22 protein-coding genes are annotated in these 22,067 nt (G+C 67.0%); 14 read left to right on the forward strand and 8 right to left on the reverse strand.

The genetic code is table 11. The features are described 5' to 3' along the window. Positions 1-5: 5 nt before the first annotated feature. From SY26_RS02460 to SY26_RS02470, 3 genes are read left to right on the forward strand one after another with little or no spacing between them, the layout of a single operon-like run. Entirely contained in the window at positions 6-935 is a 930-nt protein-coding gene (locus SY26_RS02460; RefSeq protein WP_045999121.1) for a bifunctional riboflavin kinase/FAD synthetase, read from the forward strand. Further along, positions 935-1,375 carry a YcgN family cysteine cluster protein gene (locus SY26_RS02465; protein ID WP_045984124.1) on the forward strand — a complete coding sequence of 147 codons (441 nt, stop codon included), beginning with the start codon at positions 935-937 and terminating at the stop codon, positions 1,373-1,375. The genes SY26_RS02460 and SY26_RS02465 overlap by 1 nt, the downstream gene beginning before the upstream one ends. Further along, positions 1,372-2,412, forward strand: a complete 1,041-nt coding sequence (locus SY26_RS02470; protein WP_045999122.1) for a low specificity L-threonine aldolase — start codon at positions 1,372-1,374, stop codon at positions 2,410-2,412. Before SY26_RS02465 ends, SY26_RS02470 begins: the two co-directional genes overlap by 4 nt. On the opposite strand, the gene SY26_RS02475 is transcribed toward SY26_RS02470, so the two are convergent. The 5 genes from SY26_RS02475 to SY26_RS02495 all read right to left on the reverse strand — a co-directional run bounded on the left by SY26_RS02475 (position 2,409) and on the right by SY26_RS02495 (position 7,898). Next, positions 2,409-2,879: a CinA family protein gene (locus tag SY26_RS02475; protein WP_084693646.1), complete on the reverse strand. Its 471-nt coding sequence runs from the start codon at positions 2,877-2,879 to the stop codon at positions 2,409-2,411. The two genes, SY26_RS02470 and SY26_RS02475, sit on opposite strands and share 4 nt — an antisense overlap. Beyond that, positions 2,876-3,373 (reverse strand): phosphatidylglycerophosphatase A, encoded by a 498-nt coding sequence (locus tag SY26_RS02480; RefSeq protein ID WP_042246789.1) that lies wholly within the window; start codon positions 3,371-3,373, stop codon positions 2,876-2,878. Before SY26_RS02480 ends, SY26_RS02475 begins: the two co-directional genes overlap by 4 nt. Then, a complete protein-coding gene (locus SY26_RS02485; RefSeq protein ID WP_045999123.1) occupies positions 3,370-4,512 on the reverse strand; it encodes a bifunctional 2-C-methyl-D-erythritol 4-phosphate cytidylyltransferase/2-C-methyl-D-erythritol 2,4-cyclodiphosphate synthase in 1,143 nt (380 codons plus the stop codon). The genes SY26_RS02480 and SY26_RS02485 overlap by 4 nt, the downstream gene beginning before the upstream one ends. Continuing rightward, on the reverse strand, positions 4,509-6,689 hold the full coding sequence (gene purL, locus SY26_RS02490) for a phosphoribosylformylglycinamidine synthase subunit PurL (RefSeq protein WP_045999124.1): 2,181 nt from the start codon (positions 6,687-6,689) through the stop codon (positions 4,509-4,511). The genes SY26_RS02485 and purL overlap by 4 nt, the downstream gene beginning before the upstream one ends. Before the next feature lie 303 nt (positions 6,690-6,992). Next, positions 6,993-7,898, reverse strand: a complete 906-nt coding sequence (locus SY26_RS02495; RefSeq protein WP_045999125.1) for a LysR family transcriptional regulator — start codon at positions 7,896-7,898, stop codon at positions 6,993-6,995. A gap of 161 nt (positions 7,899-8,059) precedes the next feature. Here SY26_RS02495 and SY26_RS02500 point away from each other — a divergent pair, with 161 nt between their 5' ends. From SY26_RS02500 to SY26_RS02535, 8 genes are all read left to right on the forward strand, one after another. Continuing rightward, positions 8,060-11,449: an indolepyruvate ferredoxin oxidoreductase family protein gene (locus SY26_RS02500; RefSeq protein ID WP_045999126.1), complete on the forward strand. Its 3,390-nt coding sequence runs from the start codon at positions 8,060-8,062 to the stop codon at positions 11,447-11,449. A 67-nt stretch (positions 11,450-11,516) separates the two neighbouring features. Continuing rightward, positions 11,517-12,329, forward strand: a complete 813-nt coding sequence (locus SY26_RS02505) for a glutamate racemase (protein WP_045999127.1) — start codon at positions 11,517-11,519, stop codon at positions 12,327-12,329. 18 nt (positions 12,330-12,347) lie between these two features. Beyond that, positions 12,348-12,797 (forward strand): cytochrome c maturation protein CcmE, encoded by a 450-nt coding sequence (ccmE, locus tag SY26_RS02510; RefSeq protein WP_045999619.1) that lies wholly within the window; start codon positions 12,348-12,350, stop codon positions 12,795-12,797. 96 nt (positions 12,798-12,893) lie between these two features. After that, positions 12,894-13,505 (forward strand): holin-associated N-acetylmuramidase, encoded by a 612-nt coding sequence (locus SY26_RS02515; protein WP_045999128.1) that lies wholly within the window; start codon positions 12,894-12,896, stop codon positions 13,503-13,505. Then, complete coding sequence (locus SY26_RS02520; RefSeq protein ID WP_045999129.1) at positions 13,496-14,023, forward strand: holin family protein; 528 nt, start codon at positions 13,496-13,498, stop codon at positions 14,021-14,023. Before SY26_RS02515 ends, SY26_RS02520 begins: the two co-directional genes overlap by 10 nt. 102 nt (positions 14,024-14,125) lie before the next feature. Next, entirely contained in the window at positions 14,126-16,090 is a 1,965-nt protein-coding gene (locus SY26_RS02525; RefSeq protein WP_045999130.1) for a heme lyase CcmF/NrfE family subunit, read from the forward strand. Further along, positions 16,087-16,545, forward strand: coding sequence for a cytochrome c-type biogenesis protein (locus tag SY26_RS02530; protein ID WP_045999131.1), 459 nt, complete (start codon positions 16,087-16,089; stop codon positions 16,543-16,545). The genes SY26_RS02525 and SY26_RS02530 overlap by 4 nt, the downstream gene beginning before the upstream one ends. A gap of 62 nt (positions 16,546-16,607) precedes the next feature. Beyond that, on the forward strand, positions 16,608-17,378 hold the full coding sequence (locus SY26_RS02535) for an enoyl-CoA hydratase-related protein (protein ID WP_045999132.1): 771 nt from the start codon (positions 16,608-16,610) through the stop codon (positions 17,376-17,378). On the opposite strand, the gene SY26_RS02540 is transcribed toward SY26_RS02535, so the two are convergent. The 3 genes from SY26_RS02540 to SY26_RS02550 form a co-directional block, all read right to left on the reverse strand. Next, a complete protein-coding gene (locus SY26_RS02540; protein WP_045999133.1) occupies positions 17,375-18,046 on the reverse strand; it encodes a DNA mismatch repair protein MutT in 672 nt (223 codons plus the stop codon). The genes SY26_RS02535 and SY26_RS02540 overlap by 4 nt on opposite strands. After that, positions 18,043-18,441, reverse strand: a complete 399-nt coding sequence (locus tag SY26_RS02545) for a DUF983 domain-containing protein (RefSeq protein ID WP_045984140.1) — start codon at positions 18,439-18,441, stop codon at positions 18,043-18,045. The genes SY26_RS02540 and SY26_RS02545 overlap by 4 nt, the downstream gene beginning before the upstream one ends. A 63-nt stretch (positions 18,442-18,504) precedes the next feature. Further along, positions 18,505-19,890 (reverse strand): diguanylate cyclase, encoded by a 1,386-nt coding sequence (locus tag SY26_RS02550; protein WP_045999134.1) that lies wholly within the window; start codon positions 19,888-19,890, stop codon positions 18,505-18,507. A gap of 105 nt (positions 19,891-19,995) precedes the next feature. Here SY26_RS02550 and SY26_RS02555 point away from each other — a divergent pair, with 105 nt between their 5' ends. The 3 genes from SY26_RS02555 to SY26_RS02565 all read left to right on the forward strand — a co-directional run bounded on the left by SY26_RS02555 (position 19,996) and on the right by SY26_RS02565 (position 21,909). Continuing rightward, the gene (locus SY26_RS02555; RefSeq protein WP_045999135.1) at positions 19,996-20,286 is read left to right on the forward strand and encodes a DUF3572 family protein; all 291 of its coding nucleotides are present in this window, start codon (positions 19,996-19,998) and stop codon (positions 20,284-20,286) included. A gap of 70 nt (positions 20,287-20,356) precedes the next feature. Then, positions 20,357-20,926: a hypothetical protein gene (locus SY26_RS02560; RefSeq protein ID WP_052715087.1), complete on the forward strand. Its 570-nt coding sequence runs from the start codon at positions 20,357-20,359 to the stop codon at positions 20,924-20,926. Beyond that, on the forward strand, positions 20,923-21,909 hold the full coding sequence (locus SY26_RS02565; protein WP_084693648.1) for a GGDEF domain-containing protein: 987 nt from the start codon (positions 20,923-20,925) through the stop codon (positions 21,907-21,909). Before SY26_RS02560 ends, SY26_RS02565 begins: the two co-directional genes overlap by 4 nt. Positions 21,910-22,067: the final 158 nt, after the last annotated feature.

Raw genomic sequence — 22,067 nt, forward strand, 5'->3', positions numbered from 1 at the left:
GCGCATTGCAGATCCATCGCGACTGGACCGGGCTGAAGGCCGAGGCACGCGGCGCATCGGTTGCCATGGGCAATTTCGATGGCGTCCACAAGGGTCACCGCGCGGTCATCGACGCCGCCCGCGCCGCCAGCGACGCGCCCTTGGGCATCCTGACCTTCGAGCCGCACCCGCGCGAGTATTTCGCCCCCGACGCGCCGCCCTTTCGCCTCATGAACTCCGAGGCACGGGCCAACCGCCTGTCCCGCCTTGGTGTTCAGCACCTGTACGAACTTCCCTTTGGCCCGGTGCTGGCGGGCCTGACCCCGCAGGCCTTCGCGCAGGAGGTTCTGGCCGACGGACTGGGCATCGCGCATGTCACCGTGGGCGCGGATTTCTGTTTCGGCAAGAACCGCGCGGGCACGGCGCAGACGTTGCAGGATCTGGGTCGGACATACGGCTTCGGCGTGACCATCGTCCCGCTGATCGGCGCGGGAGAGGCCGAATACAGCTCGACCGCGATCCGCACGGCGCTGGCGCAGGGGCTGACCCACGAGGCCGAGCGCATGCTGGGCCATTGGCACCGCATTGAGGGTGAGGTCATCCACGGCGAAAAGCGGGGCCGGGAATTGGGCTGGCCCACCGCGAACTTGGCGATGGACGGGCTGCACCTGCCGCGCCTTGGCGTCTATGCGGTGTTGGTCGACATCCTGACCGGCCCGGATCGCGGCCCGTGCAAGGGCGTCGCCTCGCTTGGGGTGCGGCCGATGTTCGGGGTGAACACCCCGAATCTTGAGGTGAACCTGTTCGATTTTTCGGGCGATCTGTACGGACAGCACCTGTCGGTCGCCCTGGTCGATTTCCTGCGCGACGAGGCCAGGTTCGACAGTCTGCAGGCGCTGATCGACCAGATGGAGCAGGACGGCGCCCAGGCCCGCGCCCTGCTGTCGGGCCGCTGATGCGCGAGCGTTTCTGGGAACTGCCGCTGCCCCGCCTGGCCCCCGACGAATGGGAGGCGCTGTGCGACGGCTGCGGCAAGTGCTGCCTGAACAAGATCGAGTTCGAGGACACGAACGAGCTGGCCTTCACGCGCGTCGCCTGCAAGCTGCTGGACGGGGATGCCTGCCGGTGCAGCAGCTATCCGAACCGCCACGACTATGTCCCGGACTGCGTGGTGCTGACCCCCGCCAAGATCAAGGAGGTCGCCTGGTGGCTGCCCGTCACCTGCGCCTATCGCCTGCGCCATGAGGGGCGGCCGCTGTATGACTGGCACCACCTGATCTCTGGCTCGACCGAGACGGTGCACGAAGCAGGCGTCAGCGTCCGCGGCTGGACCGTCAGCGAGCTGTCGGTCACCGAGGACGATTGGGAGGACCACATCATCGAGGATCTGTCATGAATTTCGCCTCGGACAATTCGTATGCTGCGCATCCTGCCGTCCTGACCGCGATGGCCGACGCCAATTCCGGTGCGGTCATGGGCTATGGCGCCGACCCGGTCACCGCGCGGGCCGAGGCCGCGATCCGCGATCTGCTGGAGGCACCCAAGGCTGTCGTCCGCTTTGTCGCCACCGGGACGGCCGCGAATGCGCTGGTCTGTGCGCAGCTGTCGCCGTCCTTCGGACGCATCTACTGCCACGACGACGCCCATATCGAGACCAGCGAATGTGCCGCGCCCGAATTCTTTTCTCACGGGGCAAAGCTGGTGACCCTGCCGGGCGACGGCGGTCGGATCGATGCGGCCACCCTGGCGCAGACGCTGCAGGTCGGTGCCGGGGTAGGCCTGAACGGCGGGCGCAGCGCGCTGGTGTCGATCACGAATGCCACCGAATGGGGCACGGTCTATGACCCGGACCAGGTCGCGGCGTTGGCTTCCGTCGCCCATGCGGCGGGATTGCCGCTGCACATGGACGGGGCGCGCTTCGCAAATGCGGTCGCGACGCTTGGCTGTTCGCCTGCCGATCTGACCTGGCGCGCCGGTGTCGACGCGCTGTGCCTGGGCGGCACCAAGAACGGCGCGATGGGGGCCGAGGCGATGGTATTCTTCGACCCCGCCCGTGCCGAGGGGTTCGATTACCGTCGCAAGCAGTCCGGCCACGTGATGTCCAAGAACCGCTATCTTGCGGCACAGATGCTGGCCTTGGCGACCGATGGGTTGTGGCTGGACCTCGCGCATCGCGCGAACACCAAGGCGCAGGTCCTGGGACAGGCGGTCGTCGATGGCGGGGGTCGGCTATTGCAGCCGGTCCAGTCGAACGGTGTCTTTGCCGCGATCCCGAAGGCGGCCCATGACCGGGCGCAGGCGGCGGGCGTGCTGTATCACCTGTGGCCCGACAAGACGGTGCAGGGGGCCGACCCCGTGCCGCTGCGCCTGGTCACCGCGTGGGATACGCCCGATGCGGACGTCGCGGCGATGGCCGCGATCCTGCGCGGCTAGTTGCGCAGCGCGTCCAGCAACAGTTGCAGCGCATGTTCGATGGTTGCCGCACGCACGCGGTGACGGCCGATCGCACCGAATTCGACGGTTTGGGTGAAGGTGCCAAAGGGTTGGCTGATGCCAAAGCAGACCCGCCCTTCGGGCTTGTGCTCGGATCCGCCGGGGCCAGCGATGCCGGTGACGGAAACGGCGATCCCGGCATCGGACTGGCGCAGCGCGCCCTGGGCCATCTCGGCCGCGACCTGTTCGCTGACCGCGCCATGCGTATCCAGGGTTTCGGCCCGGACGCCCAGCATCTGCATCTTGGCCGCGTTCGAATAGGTGACAAAGCCCCGGTCGAATCCGTCGGACGATCCCGCAACCTCTGTCAGGGCGCCGGCGATCAGGCCGCCGGTGCAGCTTTCGGCCGTCGCGATCATGACGCGCCGGGCGCGGGCGGCGTCAAGGACCAGCGCCGCCTGGCTCACATCAGCACCGTATGGGCAAAGGCCGCGGCGGCCATCGTGGCCAGCGCCGCAAAGATCCCCGCCCACAGATCGTCCAGCATCACGCCGGCACTGTCATGGCGGCGGTCGGCGCGGCCGACCAGCCACGGCTTCCAGATGTCGAACAGCCGGAAGAACAGGAAGGCCGCGACCCAGCCCGGATAGGGAAAGCTGTCGGCGGGCAGACCCGCGTGCCAGAACCCGAAGGACGGCGCCATCAGCGCCAGCCACTGGCCCGCGACCTCGTCGATGACGATCTCGCTGCGATCGGGGTCGTCCATGCCGGCGGTATATCGAGGCACGACCCAGAACCCCAGCAGGATCACCAGCCCCGTGGCCAGCGCTAGCAGCGGAAAATGCCCGATGCGGTGCAGGATCAGCCCCATCGCAACGGCGACGGCCGACCCCCAGGTGCCGGGGGCGGGGCGCAGCAGGCCTGCGCCGAACCAGGTGGCCAGCATGCGGTCCATGGTTATTCCTTGATCAGGGTGGCGGTCGCGATGGCGGCGATCCCCTCGCGCCGGCCGGTAAAGCCAAGGCGTTCGGACGTGGTGGCCTTGACGCTGATGCGCGCTTCCTCAACGCCCATGATTTCGGACAGGCGGTGGGCCATCGCCAGCGCATGGGGCCCGATCTTGGGCGCCTCGCAGATCAGGGTCACGTCGGCATTGCCGATGCGGAACCCCTTGTCGCGGGCCATGCTGGCCGCATGGGCCAGAAAGATCGCGCTGTCGGCGCCCTTCCATTGCGGGTCCGAGGGCGGGAAATGCCGCCCGATGTCGCCCTGCGCCAAGGCGCCATAGATGGCGTCGGTCAGCGCGTGCATGCCGACGTCGGCATCGGAATGGCCCAGCAGGCCCGCTTCATGCGGCACCTGCACGCCGCACAGGGTGACGTGGTCCCCGGGTCCAAAGGCGTGCACGTCATAGCCATTGCCAAGGCGGATATCCATGTCGGTCCCCAGAATGCGTTCGGCCCGCGCGAAATCGGCGGGAAAGGTGATCTTCAGATTGTCTTCCGAACCTTGGGTGATGGCAACCTCCATCCCCGCGGCAAGTGCCAGCTGGACGTCGTCGGCCGCATCCCCCGGATGATCGCGATGCGCCTGCAGGATCCTGTCCAGAACGAAACCCTGCGGCGTCTGCGCCCGGAACAGCCCGTCACGCGGCGCGATGGCCGCGACCCGCGCGCCGTCCCCCCGCCACATCGCGTCCGACACGGGCAACGCGGGTGCGGCGGCGTCCGCGCCCTCTTGCAGCGCCCGGATCACGTCGTCGATGACCGATGGTGCAACCAGCGGGCGTGCCCCGTCATGGATCAGGACATGGCGGGCCTGGCCCTGCAGGGTGGTCAGGCCGGCGCGGACACTGGCGGCGCGGGTCTCGGCGCCCGCGACGATGGTGATGCCGCCGGCATAGCGGGCGATGGCCTGCCCCATGTCATCGGGGTGAACGACCAGAACGATCCGTTCAAAGCCCCTAAAGGCCGCCAGGGTCCGGTCCAGGACAGGGCGCCCGGCAAGATCGCGCCACTGCTTGGGCAGGCCGTCCCCAGCCCGCGTGCCCCGTCCCGCCGCCGTGATCAGCGCAGCAAAGCCCGCAGGCGCGCGGATCATGCGTGATCGGGCATGTCGCCCTGGATCGCAGCCGCAAAGGCCGTCCGATACAGGCTCGACAGTTCGGCCAGCGGCGCGCTGTCGTCGCCCAAGGTCACGCTGTCGCCGCCAAAGCGGCCAACGCTGGCGATGGTGACGCCCGCGGCCTGGGCCGCGGCGGTCAGGGCGCCTGCGGTGTCGGGGCGGCAGGCGACAAGATAGCGGGCCTGATCCTCTCCGAACAGTTGGGCGATGTCACCGCTGTCCAGCGTGACGCCCAAGCCCGCGGCCTCGGCCATCTCGAAGGCGGCAAGCGCCAGGCCGCCGTCCGACAGGTCGGTCGCCGATGCCAGGTGGCCCCGGTTGGCGCGCAGGAATTCGCCGTTGCGGCGTTCGTCGTCCAGATCGACATGCGGCGCGTCGCCGGATTCGATGCGGAACGCCTCCCACGCCAGGGCCGACTGTTCAAGGTGGCCGCGCGTGGCACCGATCACCAGGGCCAGGTCACCCTCGGCGGGAAGGCCAGCGATCAGATCGTCCAGATCCGCGATCAGGCCGACGCCGCCGATGGTCGGCGTGGGCAGGATGCCCTTGCCGTCGGTTTCGTTGTACAGCGACACGTTGCCCGACACGATGGGAAAGTCCAGCGCGCGGCAGGCCTCTCCGATGCCCTTGATGGCACCGACCAGCTGGCCCATGATCTCGGGCTTTTCGGGGTTGCCGAAGTTCAGGTTGTCGGTCGTGGCCAGGGGCAGGGCGCCCACTGCGGTCAGGTTGCGATAGGCCTCGGCCACGGCCTGCTTGCCGCCCTCGAACGGGTTCGCCTTGACATATCGCGGGGTGACGTCGCTGGTGAAGGCCAGCGCCTTGCGGGTTCCGTGCACGCGAACGACGCCCGCGCCCATGCCGGGACGGCGGATCGTGTCGGCCCCGACCTGCGTGTCGTACTGTTCCCAGACCCAAGCACGGTGCGCATGGTTCGGGCTGCCGACAAGCGCGCGCAGGCCGGCGATGGGCGCGATCGGGGGCAGGGCAGGCGCGGGCGTGGCCGCAGGCGTCTCGACCCAAGGGCGGTCATATTCCGGCGCGCTGGAGGACAGCTTGGACAGCGGCAGGTCGGCCATGACCACGTCGCGATGAACGATCAGGAAGCGGTCCTCGGCGATGGTTTCTCCGACGATGGCGAAGTCCAGGTCCCACTTCTGGAAGATCGCCCGCGCCTCGGCCTCCTTCTCGGGCTTCAGCACCATCAGCATCCGCTCCTGGGATTCCGACAGCATCATCTCGTAGGCGGTCATGTTGGTTTCGCGTTGGGGCACGCTGTCCAGGATCAGCTTAATCCCCAGGCCGCCCTTGTCGCCCATCTCGACCGCCGAACATGTCAGGCCCGCGGCCCCCATGTCCTGGATCGAGATCACCGACCCCGACGCCATCAGCTCAAGGCACGCCTCCAGTAGGCATTTCTCGGTGAACGGATCGCCGACCTGCACGGTGGGACGTTTGTCCTCGATGGTGTCATCGAACTCGGCGCTGGCCATGGTCGCGCCGCCGACGCCGTCGCGGCCGGTCTTGGCGCCCAGATAGACGACGGGCATGCCGACGCCCGAGGCCGCCGAATAGAAGATCTTGTCGGCATCGGCCAAGCCCGCCGCAAACGCGTTGACCAGGCAGTTGCCGTCATAGCTGGGGTGGAAACGAACCTCCCCGCCAACATTCGGCACGCCGAAGGCGTTGCCATAGGCGCCGATCCCCTCGACCACGCCCTTGACCAGATGCGGGGTCTTGGGGTGATCGGTGCGCCCGAAGGACAGCGCGTCCATCGCGGCGATGGGGCGCGCGCCCATGGTGAAAACGTCGCGCAGGATGCCGCCCACGCCGGTCGCGGCGCCCTGATGGGGTTCGATATAGCTGGGATGGTTGTGGCTCTCCATCTTGAAGACCACCGCCTGACCGTCGCCAATATCGACCACGCCCGCGTTCTCTCCGGGACCGCAGATCACCTGGGGGCCGTCGACGGGCAGGGTACGCAGCCATTTCTTGGACGACTTGTAGGAACAGTGCTCGTTCCACATGGCGCTGAAGATGCCCAGTTCGGTGAAGGTCGGTTCGCGCCCGATGATCTGCAGGATGCTGGCATACTCGTCCGGCTTCAGCCCATGGGCCGCGATCAGTTCCGGGGTAAGCTGTGGTTCCTGCATGACACGACCCTTCCTGCGCATGAAATCACGCGTCTTCTAGGCGCTGGCGGCGTCCATGGAAAGGCCGCAGAACCCGGGCGCGGGACAAAAAAAAGCCGGGCACAAGGCCCGGCCTAAGTCCAACAGGGAGGTAGAAGGTGATGAGCGATTACGCTGATCATCGCCTTCTAAGCCCGATCTATGTGCAGTCTGTGAACTCTTCAAGACAAATGGCGCTGCGGCTGCAGCATAGCCGCCATGCGCTGGCGTAATGGCTGCACGCTGCGCGTGCATCATTCCGGTTTTGCCTGTGGTTTGGGCAGATCAGACCTGCCCGGCCTCGCTTTGATGGCGCCGATAGGCCTGGATTTCTTCCAGGACGAAGTCCCGGAACACCGCGACGCGGCGCGTCTGGCGCATTTCCTCGGGATAGGCAAGGAAGACCGGTACCTCTCCTGACTCGGTGTCCGGGAACACGCGGATCAGGTTCGGGTGGTCGGCGGTCAGATAGTCGGGCAGGACGCCGATGCCCAGATTGGCCAGTACCGCCTGCAGCACGCCGAAATAGTTGTTCACCGTCAGGGTCGATCCGACGTTCTGGGACATCAGCTCCTGCACCAGGCGCGCGCCGGCCGCCACCTGAGGCTGGTCGGGTTTTTGGCAAATCAGACGGTGGTTGGACAGGTCGGCCAGCGATTCCGGCGCCCCATGCGCCGCGATGTAATCCGGGCTGGCGTACAGGCGCATCCGGATGTTCAGCAGCCGGCGGCGGATCAGGTCGGACTGGCTCGGCTCCTTCATGCGGATGGCCACGTCGGCCTCGCGCATGGGCAGATCCAGGACGCGCTCCTCCAGCAGCAGGTCGATGCGCAGGTCAGGATACTTTTCGTACAGCTTGACCAGGCGGGGTGCCAGCCACAGCGTGCCGAAGCCCACGGTGGCCGTCACCTTGAGTTCGCCGAAGACGTTTTCCTCGCTGTCGCGGATGCGGGCCGAGGCACTGTCCAGCTTGCGCGACATGGACGAGGTCGCCTCGAACAGCAGCTCTCCCTGTTCGGTCAGAATCAACCCCCGCGCGTGCCGGTGGAACAGCGTCGTGCCAAGCGACTCCTCCAGCGCGCGGATCTGGCGGCTGACCGCCGATTGCGACAGGTGCAGCACGTCGCCCGCATGCGTCAGGCTGCCGGCATCGGCCACAGCGTGAAATATTCTAAGCTTGTCCCAGTCCATCCCTGTTACAATCCTGTCATGACAGCCATGCGATTTTTGCAGACCTAACCTTCCCCTGCGATTCCGGCAAGGTCACGTCAAGGAAAGAATTTCCGCTTCGTTGGTCAGCATTTCTGACCTATAATGACCGCCGAGGCCTTTGGTCATGGGAGGAGAGGGTGATGAGCAAGCAGGAATTTTCGCTAGCCGATCGGTTCGATCTGTCGAAACGTCACGTGTTGTTGAACGGAACGCAGGCACTTGTCCGGCTGATGCTGATGCAATCAGCACGCGACAAAGCCGCGGGGCTTGATACGGCGGGACTGGTCACCGGGTATCGCGGCTCTCCCCTGGGCAGTGTCGATCTGCAGATGACGCGCGAGGCCAAGCGCCTGGCGGCAGCGCAGGTCCTGTTCCAGCCCGGTCTGAACGAGGATCTGGCCGCGACCGCCATCTGGGGCAGCCAGCAGGCCGAACTGCGCGGTGAGGGGCGTCACGACGGTGTCTTTGCGCTGTGGTACGGCAAGGGTCCGGGGGTGGACCGGTCGGGCGACGTCATGCGCCACGGCAACATGGCCGGATCGTCGCGCCATGGCGGCGTCGTGATGGCGATGGGCGACGATCACACGGGCGAAAGCTCGACCGTGCTGCATCAGTCTGACTGGGCGATGATCGACGCCTATATCCCGGTGCTGTCGCCTGCCGGGGTGCAGGAGATCCTGGATTACGGCCTGTATGGGTTCGCACTGTCGCGCTATGCAGGGGTCTGGACGGGTCTGAAGACGATGAAGGACACGGTCGAGGCGACATCGGTCGTCGACGGCGATCCGCATCGGATGGCGTTCACCCTTCCGGAGCGCGTGCTGCCCGAGGGGGGGCTGAACATTCGCCTTGGCGACACGCCCGTCGCACAGGAAGCCCGGATGATCGACCACAAGCGGTGGGCGGCCGAGGCGTTCAGCCGTGCGAACCGCATCGACCGCAAGGTCTGGGGCAGGTCCGGCGCGCGGATCGGCTTTGTCGCCGCCGGCAAGAACTGGCTGGATCTGGTCCATGCCCTGTCGCTGCTGGGCATCGACGAGGCCGAGGCCGAGCGGTTGGGCCTGACCACCTACAAGGTCGGGCAGACATGGCCCATGGACATGAAGTCGATCCAGGAATGGTCCGAGAACCTGGAACTGATCATCTGCGTCGAGGAGAAGCGCAAGCTGATCGAGGTGCAGCTGAAGGAGGCGATCTTTGACAACCGCCATGGGCGTCGCGTCCACGGCTGGAAGCACGACCGCACCGGAGAGGAGCTGTTCCCGACCCGCTATGCGCTGGACCCTGTGATGATTGCCCAGAAGATCGGCGGCATCCTGATCGAGGAGGGTCGCGGCACCGAGCGTCTGCGCGCCGGGCTGGAGCGGCTGAACGAGGTGCGCCGCAACGACAACGCCCCCGAGATTGCGACCAGAACCCCTTGGTTCTGTTCGGGTTGTCCGCATAACAGCTCGACCACGCTGCCCGAGGGCAGCCGCGCCTATGCCGGGATCGGTTGCCATTACATGGTGCAGTGGATGGGCCGTGAGACCGAGGGTTTCACCCATATGGGCGGCGAGGGTGCGAACTGGATCGGAGAGGCGCCGTTCAGCACAAGAGGGCATGTTTTTCAAAACCTTGGCGATGGAACCTATAATCATTCCGGGTCTTTGGCGATCCGTGCGGCCTTGGCGGCCGGTACGAACATCACCTACAAGATCCTGTACAACGATGCCGTCGCCATGACCGGCGGGCAGCCGAACGAGGGCGGCCTGACCGCCCCGCAGATCGCCCGCGAACTGGTGGCGATGGGCGTCGGCACGGTCGTCGTGGTTCACGATGAAAAGGAGGACGTCGATCAGGCGCAGTTCCCCAAGGGCCTGCGGTTCGAGGAACGCGCGCAGATGATGACCGTCCAGCGCGATCTGGAAAAGGTCGCGGGCGTCAGCGCCATCCTGTATGTCCAGACCTGCGCGGCCGAGAAGCGCAGGCGGCGCAAGAAGGGACAGTTCCCTGACCCGGACCGCCGAATCTTCATCAATCCCGACGTCTGCGAGGGCTGCGGAGATTGTTCGGTCCAGTCGAACTGCGTCTCGATCGTGCCGTTGGATACGGAACTGGGCCGCAAGCGGCAGATCGACCAGTCCAGCTGCAACAAGGATTACAGCTGCGTCAACGGGTTCTGCCCCAGCTTCGTGTCGGTCAAGGGCGGCAAGCTGCGCAAGCCCAAGGCCGAAGCGTTCGACCTGCCCGATCTGCCGCAGCCCACGCTGCCCACGATCAACGGGACGCATAACGTCGTCATCACGGGCGTCGGCGGCACCGGTGTCGTGACAATCGGCGCTGTGCTGGCGCAGGCCGCCCACATGGACGGCAAAGGCGCCGGCATGATGGAGATGGCGGGCCTGGCGCAGAAGGGCGGCGCGGTGCATATCCACCTGCGCCTGGCTGAACGCCCCGCCGACATCAGCGCGATCCGCGTTGCCGTGGGCGAGGCGGACTGTGTCATCGGCGGCGATCTGGTGGTGACGGCGGGGGCCAAGACCGTGGGCCTGATGACCCAGGGCCGCACCGGCGCAGTCGTGAACGACCACGAGATCATTACCGGCGACTTTACCCGGTTCCGCGATTTCCAGGTGCCGTCGGACCGGCTGCGCCTGTCGCTGCAGGCCCGTTTGGGCGACCGGGTGGCGTTCTTCGATGCGAACGATCTGGCGCTGCGGCTGCTGGGGGATTCGATCTATTCGAACATGCTGGTGCTGGGTGCGTGCTGGCAGCGTGGCCTGATCCCGCTGTCGCTTGAGGCGATCATGGAGGCGATACGCCTGAACGGCGCGCAGGTCGACGCCAACCAGCGTGCATTCCAGATCGGCCGTTGGGCGGTGGTCTATCCCGAACAGACGCGCAAGCCCGCCGAGGTCACGCAGCTGCCGGTCGATCCCGTGGCCTATCGCGCTGAACGGTTGGTCGGCTATCAGAACAAGCGGCTTGCCGCCCGGTACCGCAAGCTGGTCGATGCCGCGCCCGCACCGCTTCGCGACAGCGTCGCAAGAAGCTATTACAAGCTGTTGGCGTACAAGGATGAATACGAGGTTGCACGGTTGCATCTGACCACCGCCGAACAGGTTGCGGCACGGTGGGAGGGGGACGTGACCCTGTCCCTTCATCTGGCGCCGCCGATGCTGACCGGCAAGGACGCGAACGGCCGCCCCAGAAAGCGGGAGTTCGGTCCGTGGATGCTGCGCGCGTTTCGGGTTCTGGCCAGGATGAAGGGGCTGCGGGGGACGCCGCTGGACCCCTTCGGCTACAGCGCCGAACGCCGGCGCGAGCGGGCGATGATCCGCGAATACGAGGCCGACATGACCCGCGTCTTCGCCTCGGTCACGGATGCGATGATGCCGGTGGCAATCGAACTGGCGGAACTGCCCTTGGGCGTGCGCGGCTTTGGTCCCGTCAAGGACAAGGCTGCCGATCTTGCCGCGACCCGGCGGGCCGAGCTGCTGGCGCAGCTGCAGGCCGGGCACCCACCCATCCGTGAAGCGGCGGAGTGATCCAGGTCATTTCCAAAAGCGGCGTGTCGCCCTATGAAGGGCGGCACGCGACGCGGGAGGTTCTGGGATGGCGATTGGGGTGTTCGATTCGGGTCTGGGCGGGCTGACGGTCCATCAGGCCATTGCCGCGCGCCTGCCCGACCTGCCGCTGGTCTATCTGGGCGACAACGCCCATGCGCCCTATGGGGTTCGCACCGCCGACGACATCTTCGATCTGACCTGCAAGGGCGTCGAGCGCCTGTGGGACGAGGGCTGCGATCTGGTGATCCTGGCCTGCAACACCGCCAGTGCCGCGGCGCTGAAGCGGATGCAGGAAACCTGGCTGCCGGCGGACAAGCGCGTCCTGGGCGTGTTCGTCCCCATGATCGAGGCGCTGACCGAACGGGCCTGGGGCGACAATTCGCCGCCGCGTCGCGTGGCCGTCAACAACGTCGCGCTGTTTGCCACGCCCGCGACCGTCGCCAGCCGCGCGTTCCAGCGCGAACTGGCGTTCCGCGCGGTGGGCGTCGATGTCGAGGCCCAGCCCTGCGCCGGCGTGGTCGATGCGATCGAGATGGGCGACGAGCAGCTGGCCGAGGCCCTGGTCACCAGCCATGTCGAGGCGCTGAAGCGCCGCATGCCGTACCCCGAGGCCGCGGTGCTGGGCTGCACCCATTACCCGCTGATGCAGGACGCGTTTCAGCGCGCCCTGGGACCGCAGGTCAAGGTCTTCAGCCAGGCGGGGCTGGTCGCTGAAAGCCTGGCCGACTATCTGATGCGCAGGCCCGAATTCGTTGGGTCGGGCACGACATCGATGTATCTGACCACCGGCGATCCGGTGCGGGTGGGCGGCAAGGCCACGCAGTTCCTGCGCCGCGCCATCAGCTTTGATCCCGCCTGAGGAGGACCCATGGCCGGCATGAAATCCCTGAAGAAGCAACGCCGCGTCCAGGTTCTGGCGGCGGCAAGCCTGGCCCTGGTCGTGGCGGTGGGGCTGATCGGATACGGCTTCAGCGACGGCATCAACCTCTATCGCTCTCCCAGCCAGGTGGCCGAGACGGCGCCCGAGCCCGACGAGTTCTTTCAGCTGGGCGGGCTGGTCAAGGACGGATCCATCGTCAATGGCACGGGCATGGCGTTCGATTTCGTGATCACCGACGGCGCGGTCGAGATCCCGGTGACCTATGTCGGCAACGACCCCCGCCCGGACCTGTTCAGCGAAGGGCAGGGCACCATCGCCAAGGGTCACTACCGCGACGGCCGGTTCGAGGCGCGCGACCTGCTGGCCAAGCATGACGAGACCTATATGCCCCGCGAGGTGGTGGATACGCTGAAGGCGACCGGCGTCTATCAGGAACCCGGCACCTGAGGCAACGCGCGCAGGGTTAACGACAGGTTAACCGCATCGCCCCAGCATCCCCCGATGCGGCCCCGATCCGGGGCGCGCGTCAGACATGGGGGTGTCATGCCAAGCGTCGAACAGATTGCCCGTCAGATCGTGGCCCGCGAAGGCGGGTACGTGAACGACCCCGACGATCCGGGCGGGGCCACCAACTTTGGCGTCACCATCGGCACGATGCAGTCCCTAGGGATGGACCTGAACCGCGATGGCCGCATCGACGCCGCCGATGTGCGCGCCCTGACGCGGGCGCAGGCCGAACAGATCTTCGTCGAGCATTATTTTCGCAAGCCGCGCCTGGCCGAACTGCCCGAACCGCTGCAGGCCAGCGTCTTTGACATGTATGTCAATGCGGGCGGGAACGCGGTCAAGATACTGCAGCGCCTGGTCAGCCGAATGGGCTTTCGCACCGCCGATGACGGGGTCGTTGGGCCGATGACCATCGCGGCCGTGGCCGACGCGGCCGAGGCCGCGCCGGATCATCTGGTCGACGCCTATGGGATCGCGCGGCGCAACTATTACTATGCGCTGGCCGATCAGCGCCCGGCCAGCCGCAAGTACGCGCGCAGCAAAGCGGGCGGCAAGGGCGGCTGGATCACCCGCGAAGAGGAGTTCATGGCCCCCCGCTATCGCCTCAGCGAGGCTGAGCACCGCCAGAGGACATCCGCATGGGCCTGATCGACCGCTTCATCGGGATCGCCCCGACCGTCACCGCCCTGGGCAGCGCCGCGACCGGCATGGCCGAGGTCTTTACCCAGAACGCCACCCGCCGGATGGAACTGGACGAGGAGGCCTATGCCCGTGCCATCGCCCAGCACGGCCAGGAATTCGCGGTGCCGCGGCAGGGCTGGTTCGACGGGTTCGTGAACGGACTGAACCGCCTGCCGCGCCCGCTGCTGGCTTTGGGGACGATGGCGCTGTTCATCTATGCGATGGTCGAGCCGATCGGATTCGGCATCCGCATGGAGGGGCTGCAGCGCGTTCCCGAACCCCTGTGGTGGCTGCTGGGCGCCATCGTGGGGTTCTATTTCGGCGCGCGCGAGGCGCATCATTTCCGCCACCGTGTCTGGCCCGCCCCCGTGACCGAGGAGACGACCATCGTCCCCGGCACCGTCGCAACGCCAGTCGCCATTCCCGCGGACGATTTTGCCGACAATGCGGCCCTGCGCGACTGGCTGGCGACCCTGCGCGAATAGGCCGCAAGGCCCGCACGCAAAACTGAGCGACCGGGACCAAGGGGGGGCTTTTCCCCCCTTGGCCGCATCCCTATGCTGTCGGGCAACAAAGGATGCCCGCAGATGATCGCTGAACTTGGCCATTTCGCCCTGATCCTGGCCTTCATGGTCGCGATCTATCAGATGACCGTGCCGATGATCGGCGCCGCAAAGGGATGGCACGGCTGGATGGACAGCGCCCGGCCGGCGGCCATGGCCCAGTTGCTGCTGATGGTCATCAGCTTCGGCGCGCTGACGATCGCCTTCGTCACGTCCGACTTCTCGGTCCTGCTGGTCTACGAGAACTCGCACACGCTCAAGCCGATGCTCTACAAGATCAGCGGTGTCTGGGGCAACCACGAGGGCTCGATGCTGCTGTGGGTGCTGATCCTGGCGCTGTTCGGCGCGGCGGCGGCACTGTTCGGGGGCAACCTGCCGCCCAGCCTGCGGGCACGGGTGCTGGGGGTCCAGGCATCGGTCAGCGTGGCGTTCTATGCATTCATCATCTTCACGTCGAACCCGTTCTGGCGCATGGGCAATCCGCCTTTCGACGGGCGCGACCTGAACCCGCTGCTGCAGGACCCAGGTTTGGCCTTTCACCCGCCGTTCCTGTATCTGGGCTATGTCGGCCTTTCGATGGCCTTCAGCTTTGCCGTCGCCGCCCTGATAGAGGGTCGCGTGGACGCGGCCTGGGCGCGTTGGGTCCGTCCCTGGACCCTGGCGGCCTGGGTGTTCCTGACCATCGGCATCGCGCTTGGCTCCTGGTGGGCCTATTACGAGCTGGGCTGGGGCGGCTTCTGGTTCTGGGATCCGGTCGAGAACGCCAGCTTCATGCCGTGGCTGTTGGCCGCCGCGCTGCTGCATTCCGCCATCGTCGTCGAAAAGCGCGAGGCGTTGAAAAGCTGGACGATCCTTCTGGCGATCATGGCGTTCGGTTTCTCGCTGATCGGCACGTTCATCGTCCGATCGGGGGTCATCACCTCTGTCCACAGCTTCGCCAACGACCCGGAACGGGGGGTGTTCATCCTGGCGATCCTTGCGGTGTTCATCGGCGGCGCCCTGACGCTGTTCGCGGCCCGCGCGTCCGAGATGACCGCCAAGGGTGTCTTCGCCCCCCTGTCGCGCGAGGGCGCGTTGGTGCTGAACAACGTGCTGTTGGCCGTGTCGGCCTTTGTCGTGTTCATCGGCACGATCTGGCCGCTGGTGGCCGAGATGGTCTGGGGGCGGGTGCTTTCCGTGGGCCCGCCCTTCTTCAACCAGGCCTTCACGCCGTTCATGATCGTGCTGGCGATCGCCCTGCCCATCGGGTCGCTGATGCCGTGGAAACGTGCGACGCTGGCCCGCAGCCTGCGCCCGCTGCGCGGGCCGCTGATCCTGTCGGCAGCGATCATGATGCTGGTCTTTGCAGTGTCGACCGGACATTCGGCGCTGGCCGTGATCGGAGCGGGGCTGGGATCTTGGCTGATCTTCGGCGCGCTGGCCGATCTGTGGCTGCGGACCGGCAGTTCCGGCGCGTCGCGCCTGTTGCGCCTGCCGCGTGCCGATTGGGGCAAGGCGGTCGCGCATTCCGGGCTGGGCGTCACCTTCGTGGCCGTGTCCCTGATCCAGGCCTGGCAGGTCGAGGATGTGCGCGTGGCGCAGATCGACCAGCCCTTTGCTGTCGGCAGCTATGACCTGGTCCTGCGCGACGTGCGCCGGGCGGACGGACCCAACTATCTGGCCCAGAAAGCGGTGATCGAGGCCAGCCGCGACGGCAGCCCGGTCGCGACCCTCTCTCCGGAAAAGCGCGTCTATCCCGTCCAGGGGATGCCCACGACCGAGGCCGCGATCGATTACGGCTTCTGGCGCGATCTGTACGTCGTTCTGGGTGACGAACAGCCCGGCGGCGGATGGGCGGTGCGGACCTATATCAAGCCCTTTGCCAACTGGATCTGGGCGGGCTGTCTGATGATGGCCATCGGCGGGCTGATCAGCCTGACCGACCGGCGCTATCGCGTGGCGGCGGGTGCGGCCCGGCAGGCGCGCCCCGGCGCGGTCCCCGCGGAATGAGGGTCCGGGCCGCCGTGCTGGCGCTGATCCTGACCGCCTGTCCGGTCCTGGCCGTCCAGCCCGACGAGGTCCTGCCCGACGCCGCGATGGAGGCACGCGCCCGCGAGATTTCGCAACAGCTGCGTTGCCCCGTCTGCCAGGGAGAGAACATCGACGAGTCCAACGCGCCGATCAGCCGCGACCTGCGCCTCTACGTGCGCGAGCGTTTGCTGGAGGGCGACAGCAACGACCAGGTGATCGACGCGGTCGCCGACCGTTTTGGCGAATTCGTGCTGTTCAATCCGCGGCCCGATGGGGCGAACATGATCCTGTGGCTGGCCGCGCCCCTGATGGCCCTGGTCGCATTGCTGACCGCGGCCGGCTTCCTGCGCGCCCGCAACCGCCCGACGCCCGAGGTCGAGGCCCTGGACCCCGACGAACGTCGGCGCCTGGCCGAGATCATGCGCGATCCCTGACGCCGGGTCGCGCTTTCACCGCCCGCGAATTTCGGCATGATCCCCGGAAACGGGAGGATGACATGAGCTTCGAGACCATTCAGTTCGCGACAGCCGACGGCGTCGCCACGCTTACGCTGAACCGCCCCGCGGTGATGAATGCGCTGAACACCCGCATGCGGGCCGAGATCACGCAGGTGCTGACGACGCTGGCGCCCGATGTGCGTGCCGTGGTGATGACCGGGGCAGGCCGGGGGTTCTGTTCCGGGCAGGACCTGACCGATGCGGGTGCCGCCGCCGATCTGGAGCGCACCCTGCGCGAGGAATACGAGCCGATGCTGGCTGCGGTAACCACCTGTCCCGTGCCGGTCATCGCCGCGGTGAACGGCGTGGCGGCCGGGGCCGGGGCGAACCTGGCGCTGGCCGCCGACGTGGTAATCGCCGCGGAAAGCGCCAGCTTCATCCAGGCCTTCACGCGGATCGGGCTGATCCCGGATGCGGGCGGGACCTGGATCATCCCGCGGGCGGTCGGCATGGCGCGCGCGATGGGGATGACGCTGTTCGCCGAACCCGTGTCCGCGCGGCAGGCGGCGGACTGGGGGATGATCTGGCAGGCGCTGCCCGATGCCGATTTCGCCGCAGGGGTCGCGGCCCGGGCGCAGGCGCTGGCCAAGGGGCCGACCGGGGCGTTTCTGGCCATCAGGCAGGCACTGACGGCCTCGTTCGGGAACGACATGCAGGCGCAACTGGCGCTGGAGGCACGTCTGCAGGGGCAGGCCGGACGCAGTGCCGATTTTGTCGAAGGGGTGACGGCGTTCCTGGAAAAGCGGCCGGCGGTCTTTACCGGCCGCTAGGCGATCTGGCGAAAGATCGGCGCGGGCCCGCGATTGTCGAAGAAGGGCACCGTGTCGGGCGCGGCCAGCGGCTGGTCATGCGGCAGGTCGCGGATCAGCGCCGTCAGTTCGGCCAGCACGACCTCGGTGATGAAGGGCAGGTCCAGCGCGTCTGCCTGATCCAGCGGCACCCAGTGCAGATGGGACAGCTCGTCGCAGGCGGCGCCGAAATCATCGGGGTCGCCGGCGATGTCGGCCGCATCCGCGACGAAGAAATGCGCATCGAACCGGCGGGGTCGCCCCGGTGGCGTGATGGCCCGGAACAAATAGATCAGCGGACCCGCATCAGGAGTCAGACCTGCCTTGACATGGCCGGGCCAGCCGCAGGGTGCGCCCCCCGGACGGCCGATCAGCAGGCCGGTTTCTTCGGCCAGTTCGCGCAGGGCCGCGGCAGCGATGGCGTCGGGGGACAGGCCATCCTCCTGCAGCAGGCGCGCGCGGCAGGTCAGGCCAAGGGGACGGGCCAAGGCAACCTGCGCGTCCTCAGGGTCGACGGCCCCGCCGGGAAAGACGAATTTCGACGGCATGAAGGCCGCGCCGGCGCCGCGCATGCCCATCAGGACCGACGCACCGCCCACGTCGCGGCGCACGACCAGGATCGTCGCTGCATCGCGGATGGCTACGCTCATGCCCGGCCGAACCCGTGCATGCGCCGTGCCCACTGTAACCCGACCATGGCACCCTTGATCACCGGCAGCATCGCCAAAGACAGCACGATCGCCCCTAGGCCAAAGGACAGGATCATCGTCATGGCACTGGGGCGCCACGCGATGAAGGATGCCAGCAACAATGGTGCTCCCAGATGCGAGACGATCAGGATGGTCAGGTAGGCCGGGCCGTCGTCGGCCCGCTGGTGGTGCAGATCCTCGTGGCAATGGGGACAGGCATCCGCCACCTTGAGGTAGCTTGAGAACATCCGCCCCTCTCCGCAGGCCGGGCAGCGGCCCCGCGCGCCACGCAGCATGGCCTGGCCCGTCGGGCGTTCGGGGGTCAGCGATGGGGTGATCTTGGCAGCATCTGTCATGACGGGGTCCTCTGCGGGCTTGGACCAAATCTAGGCGGCGGGGCGGCACATTGAAAGTCCCTCCTATGCCGCACGTTCCGCGCGCGAACAGACGACCTGGTTGCGCCCCGCAGCCTTGGCTGCCAGCAGCGCCCGGTCCGCACGCTCAAGCGCCACGCGCGCCAGCTGATCCGGCCAGATGTCGTCCGCGGGCGCGACCATGGCCACCCCGACCGACGCCGTCACCCGGATCGCGCCGCCGCCGGACAGGCCCGGCAGGCGTACGGGCCGCGCCTGCACGGCCAGCCGCAGCGCCTCGGCAATGCGGGCCGCGCGTACCGGGGGACAGTTGCCCTGCACAGCCAGGAACTCCTCTCCGCCCATGCGGGCCGTCATGCCGTCCACGCCGATGGTATCGCGCAGACGCTGCGCGACCTCGGCCAGGACGGCATCGCCGGCGGTGTGACCATGGCAGTCATTCACCGCCTTGAAATGGTCCAGGTCGATGGCAAAGACCGCGAATCCCTGATGCGCCAACATCGCGTCGCGCGCGATGTCGGCCAGCTTTGGCAGGGCATAGCGGCGGTTGTACAGCCCGGTCAGCGGATCGGTCATCGCCCACAGCATGTGACGCTGAACCTCGGCCCGACGCTGGTCGCTCTTGGATTTGCGCGACAGCAGCATCTGCAGCGACACCGCCGCGGCCTCGGCTGTCGCCGCGGTGCACAGCGCGTCCGGCATCACGTCACCCGCCCCGAGATCCAGGGCGATGGCCGACAGCTCGGCCCGGTCAGGCCCGATGGCGATGACGAAGCCCGCATCCCGAGACCCCTGACGAGACCGCAGTTCGGACAGCAGGCGCAGCCCGTCACCACGCTCGCGGATATCTGCCGAGATTAGGTACAGGTCCGCCGTCCGCCCTGCGGATGCGGCGCCCAGCGCTTCGTCAGGATCGCGGATCTCGAACCGGCAGGGCATACGTTCGGACAGCATCTGCCGCCAGCGCCGCGCACGGGTCTGGCTGTCCGCGATGAGCACGATCAGCGGACGATCGGCATGGACAAAACCGGCCGGTGCCTCGGCCATGCCCATCCGGCTGGCCTGCGGGGCATCCGACTGGCGCAGAATGTTGCGGATCCGCGCCATCAGCATCTGGTCGTCGACGTCGGGTTCAAGCGTCGCGGTTGCCCCCGCCTGCAGCGCGGCCAGCCGCTGTTCGGGCCGGACCAGCATCAGCACCGGGATATCCGCCAGCCGCGGATCGCGCGACAGCCGCCCGCAGATGTCGATGGCCGATCCGTCGGGGAAATTTCCCAGGATGATCAGGTCGGGCAGGGCCGCGTCCAGTTCCTGCATCAGCTGCGCGGCCGAGGCGACCGCGGCCACGTCATAGCGCACGGCGGACAGCCGGACCTTCAACGTGATCCGCGCCGTCGCTATGCCATCTGCAACCATGATACGTGCCGTCATCGATCTATCCAGAAATCCGACATCTTCATTTCAATTTCACCTAAAATGCTTAACAAAGAGTTTCTGGTGCAGGCCAGCTCACGAAATTGCGATACGGATGGAAAAATGGCGTATTCGGCCCAGCAGGCCGCCGATCTGGCGACGCAGACGCTGATCCTGTTGGCCGATCGGCCGCAGGATCTGGCGCAGTTCATGGAGGCCGCCGGCCTGCAGCCCGCCGATATCCGCAATTTCGCCAGCCGTCCTGACATCGCCCTGTTCCTGCTTGATTTTCTGGTCGAGGACGATGACCGCCTGTGCAGCTTTGCCGACAGCCTTGGCGTGCGTCCAGGCGACATCATGACGGCCCGCACGGCCCTGTCGGGACCGGGCAGCTATGGCTGGGAGGCCGACTAGACCTTTTTCCATCGGCGCTTTCCGATTTGTTTACGCCCTGCCGCTAGTTTCGGTTCGAATCGAGGTGGGCATGAAAAGTCTGATCAATCGCGCGATCGAAGAATTCCTCCGCGCCACGTATGGTGAAGACCTGGTCCAGTCCGTCGCCGACGAGGAGGCCGTGGCCGTCGGTCGACTGGCGCCGCTTGGCGCCGGGTTCGGGACGGGTGCACTGGAACGCGCCGCGTTCCGGCTGTCGAAACCGCTGCCCGAGATGTTCGAGGATCTGGGCGGATGGATGACGCGCATCGAGCCTGTGCGGCGCCTGCTGCGGTTTTCGGGCCGCGACTTCAAGGATTTCCTGCTGCGTCTTGAGGAGCTGCCCGGTCGCGCGCATCTGGTCCTGCCCGACTTGGAGGTTCCGCGCCTGCAGGTCGAGGCGGAGGATCAGTCCGTCTGGCTGGTCATGCTGGAACCCGACCCGGTGTGGCAGCATCTTCTGGTCGGGCTGATCCGCGGCATGGCTGACGATTACGGCGCGCTGTGCCTCATCTCGGTCGAGGGGCTGTCGATCCGCATCGACATCTGGGACGAACAGTTCTTCGAGGGTCGCATCTTCAGCCTGCAGGGGGCGCAGCTGAGCGGCGCGGTGTCGTCGTGACCGGCCCGACCATGTCCGCGCAGGCGCTTGGGCAGCTGCTGCCCATGCACTTGTGGCTGTCGGCCTGCGGCAAGGTCCTGTCCGTCGGGCCGACGCTGTCCAAGCTGATCCCGGACCTGGCAGACGGGCTGGCGGATCGGTTAGTCAGCGGGCGCGCGGGGCAGGGGCCCTGTCCGCTGCAGGCGATCCGCACCGCAGTCGAACACCGCCGCCGCCTGTTCCTGCGCGTGGTCCAGTCGCGCGACCTGGTCCTGCGCGGCCATGGCGTGCAGGTCGATGATGGGACGCTGCTGGTCAATCTGGGTTTCGGGATCGGCCTTCATCGTGCGATTCGTGCTGCGGGGCTGACGGATGACGACTTTGCACCCTCAGAACTGGCAATGGAACTACTGTTCCTGCACGAGGCCAACCGCGGCGTCCTGACCGAACTGTCGCGCTTCAACACCCAGTTGGCGCAATCGCGCGAACTGGCCCTGCTGCAGGCGCAGACCGATCCGCTGACCGGCCTGCAGAATCGCCGCGGGCTGGAGATCGCGCTGTCCCTGTCGCTGCGCACGGCCGATTTCGCGGACGAGGTCGCGCATCCCTTTGCCATCGCGCATCTGGACCTGGACCATTTCAAGCAGGTCAACGACCAGCTGGGGCACCAGGCGGGGGACGACCTGCTGCGGGCGGTCGGTGCGGTCCTGCGCAGCCATATCCGCAAGGCCGACACGGCGGCGCGGATCGGGGGTGACGAATTCGTCCTGATCCTGCGGGGCATGACATCGCGGGCCGCCCTGCAGCAGCTTGCCGACCGGATCATCGTGGCGATCCGGGCGCTGTCGCCGCCGGAACTGACCGATCTGCAGGTTTCGGCCAGCCTGGGCATCCTGGTCTGGCATCCCGGCGGTCCGGACCAGCCGGAGCAGGTCCTGGCGATGGCGGACAAGGCCCTCTACCTGTCCAAGGGAGCGGGGCGCGGGCGGGCGACGATCATCTAGGGTCAACCGGCATCCCGTCGCCTGTTTCCTGGGCATTCCCCAAATTTTTCCTGCGCCAATATGACTTGTGTCGCCCTGCCGACAGTTCCGGAATGAACTGTCCAATAAACCGGTGACGCGGGTCGAGAGTGTGGTACCTCGTGGACTGTAACCAGTGA

Source organism: Paracoccus sp. 228 (assembly GCF_000967825.1).
In the GTDB taxonomy this organism is placed as follows: Bacteria; Pseudomonadota; Alphaproteobacteria; order Rhodobacterales; family Rhodobacteraceae; genus Paracoccus; species Paracoccus marcusii.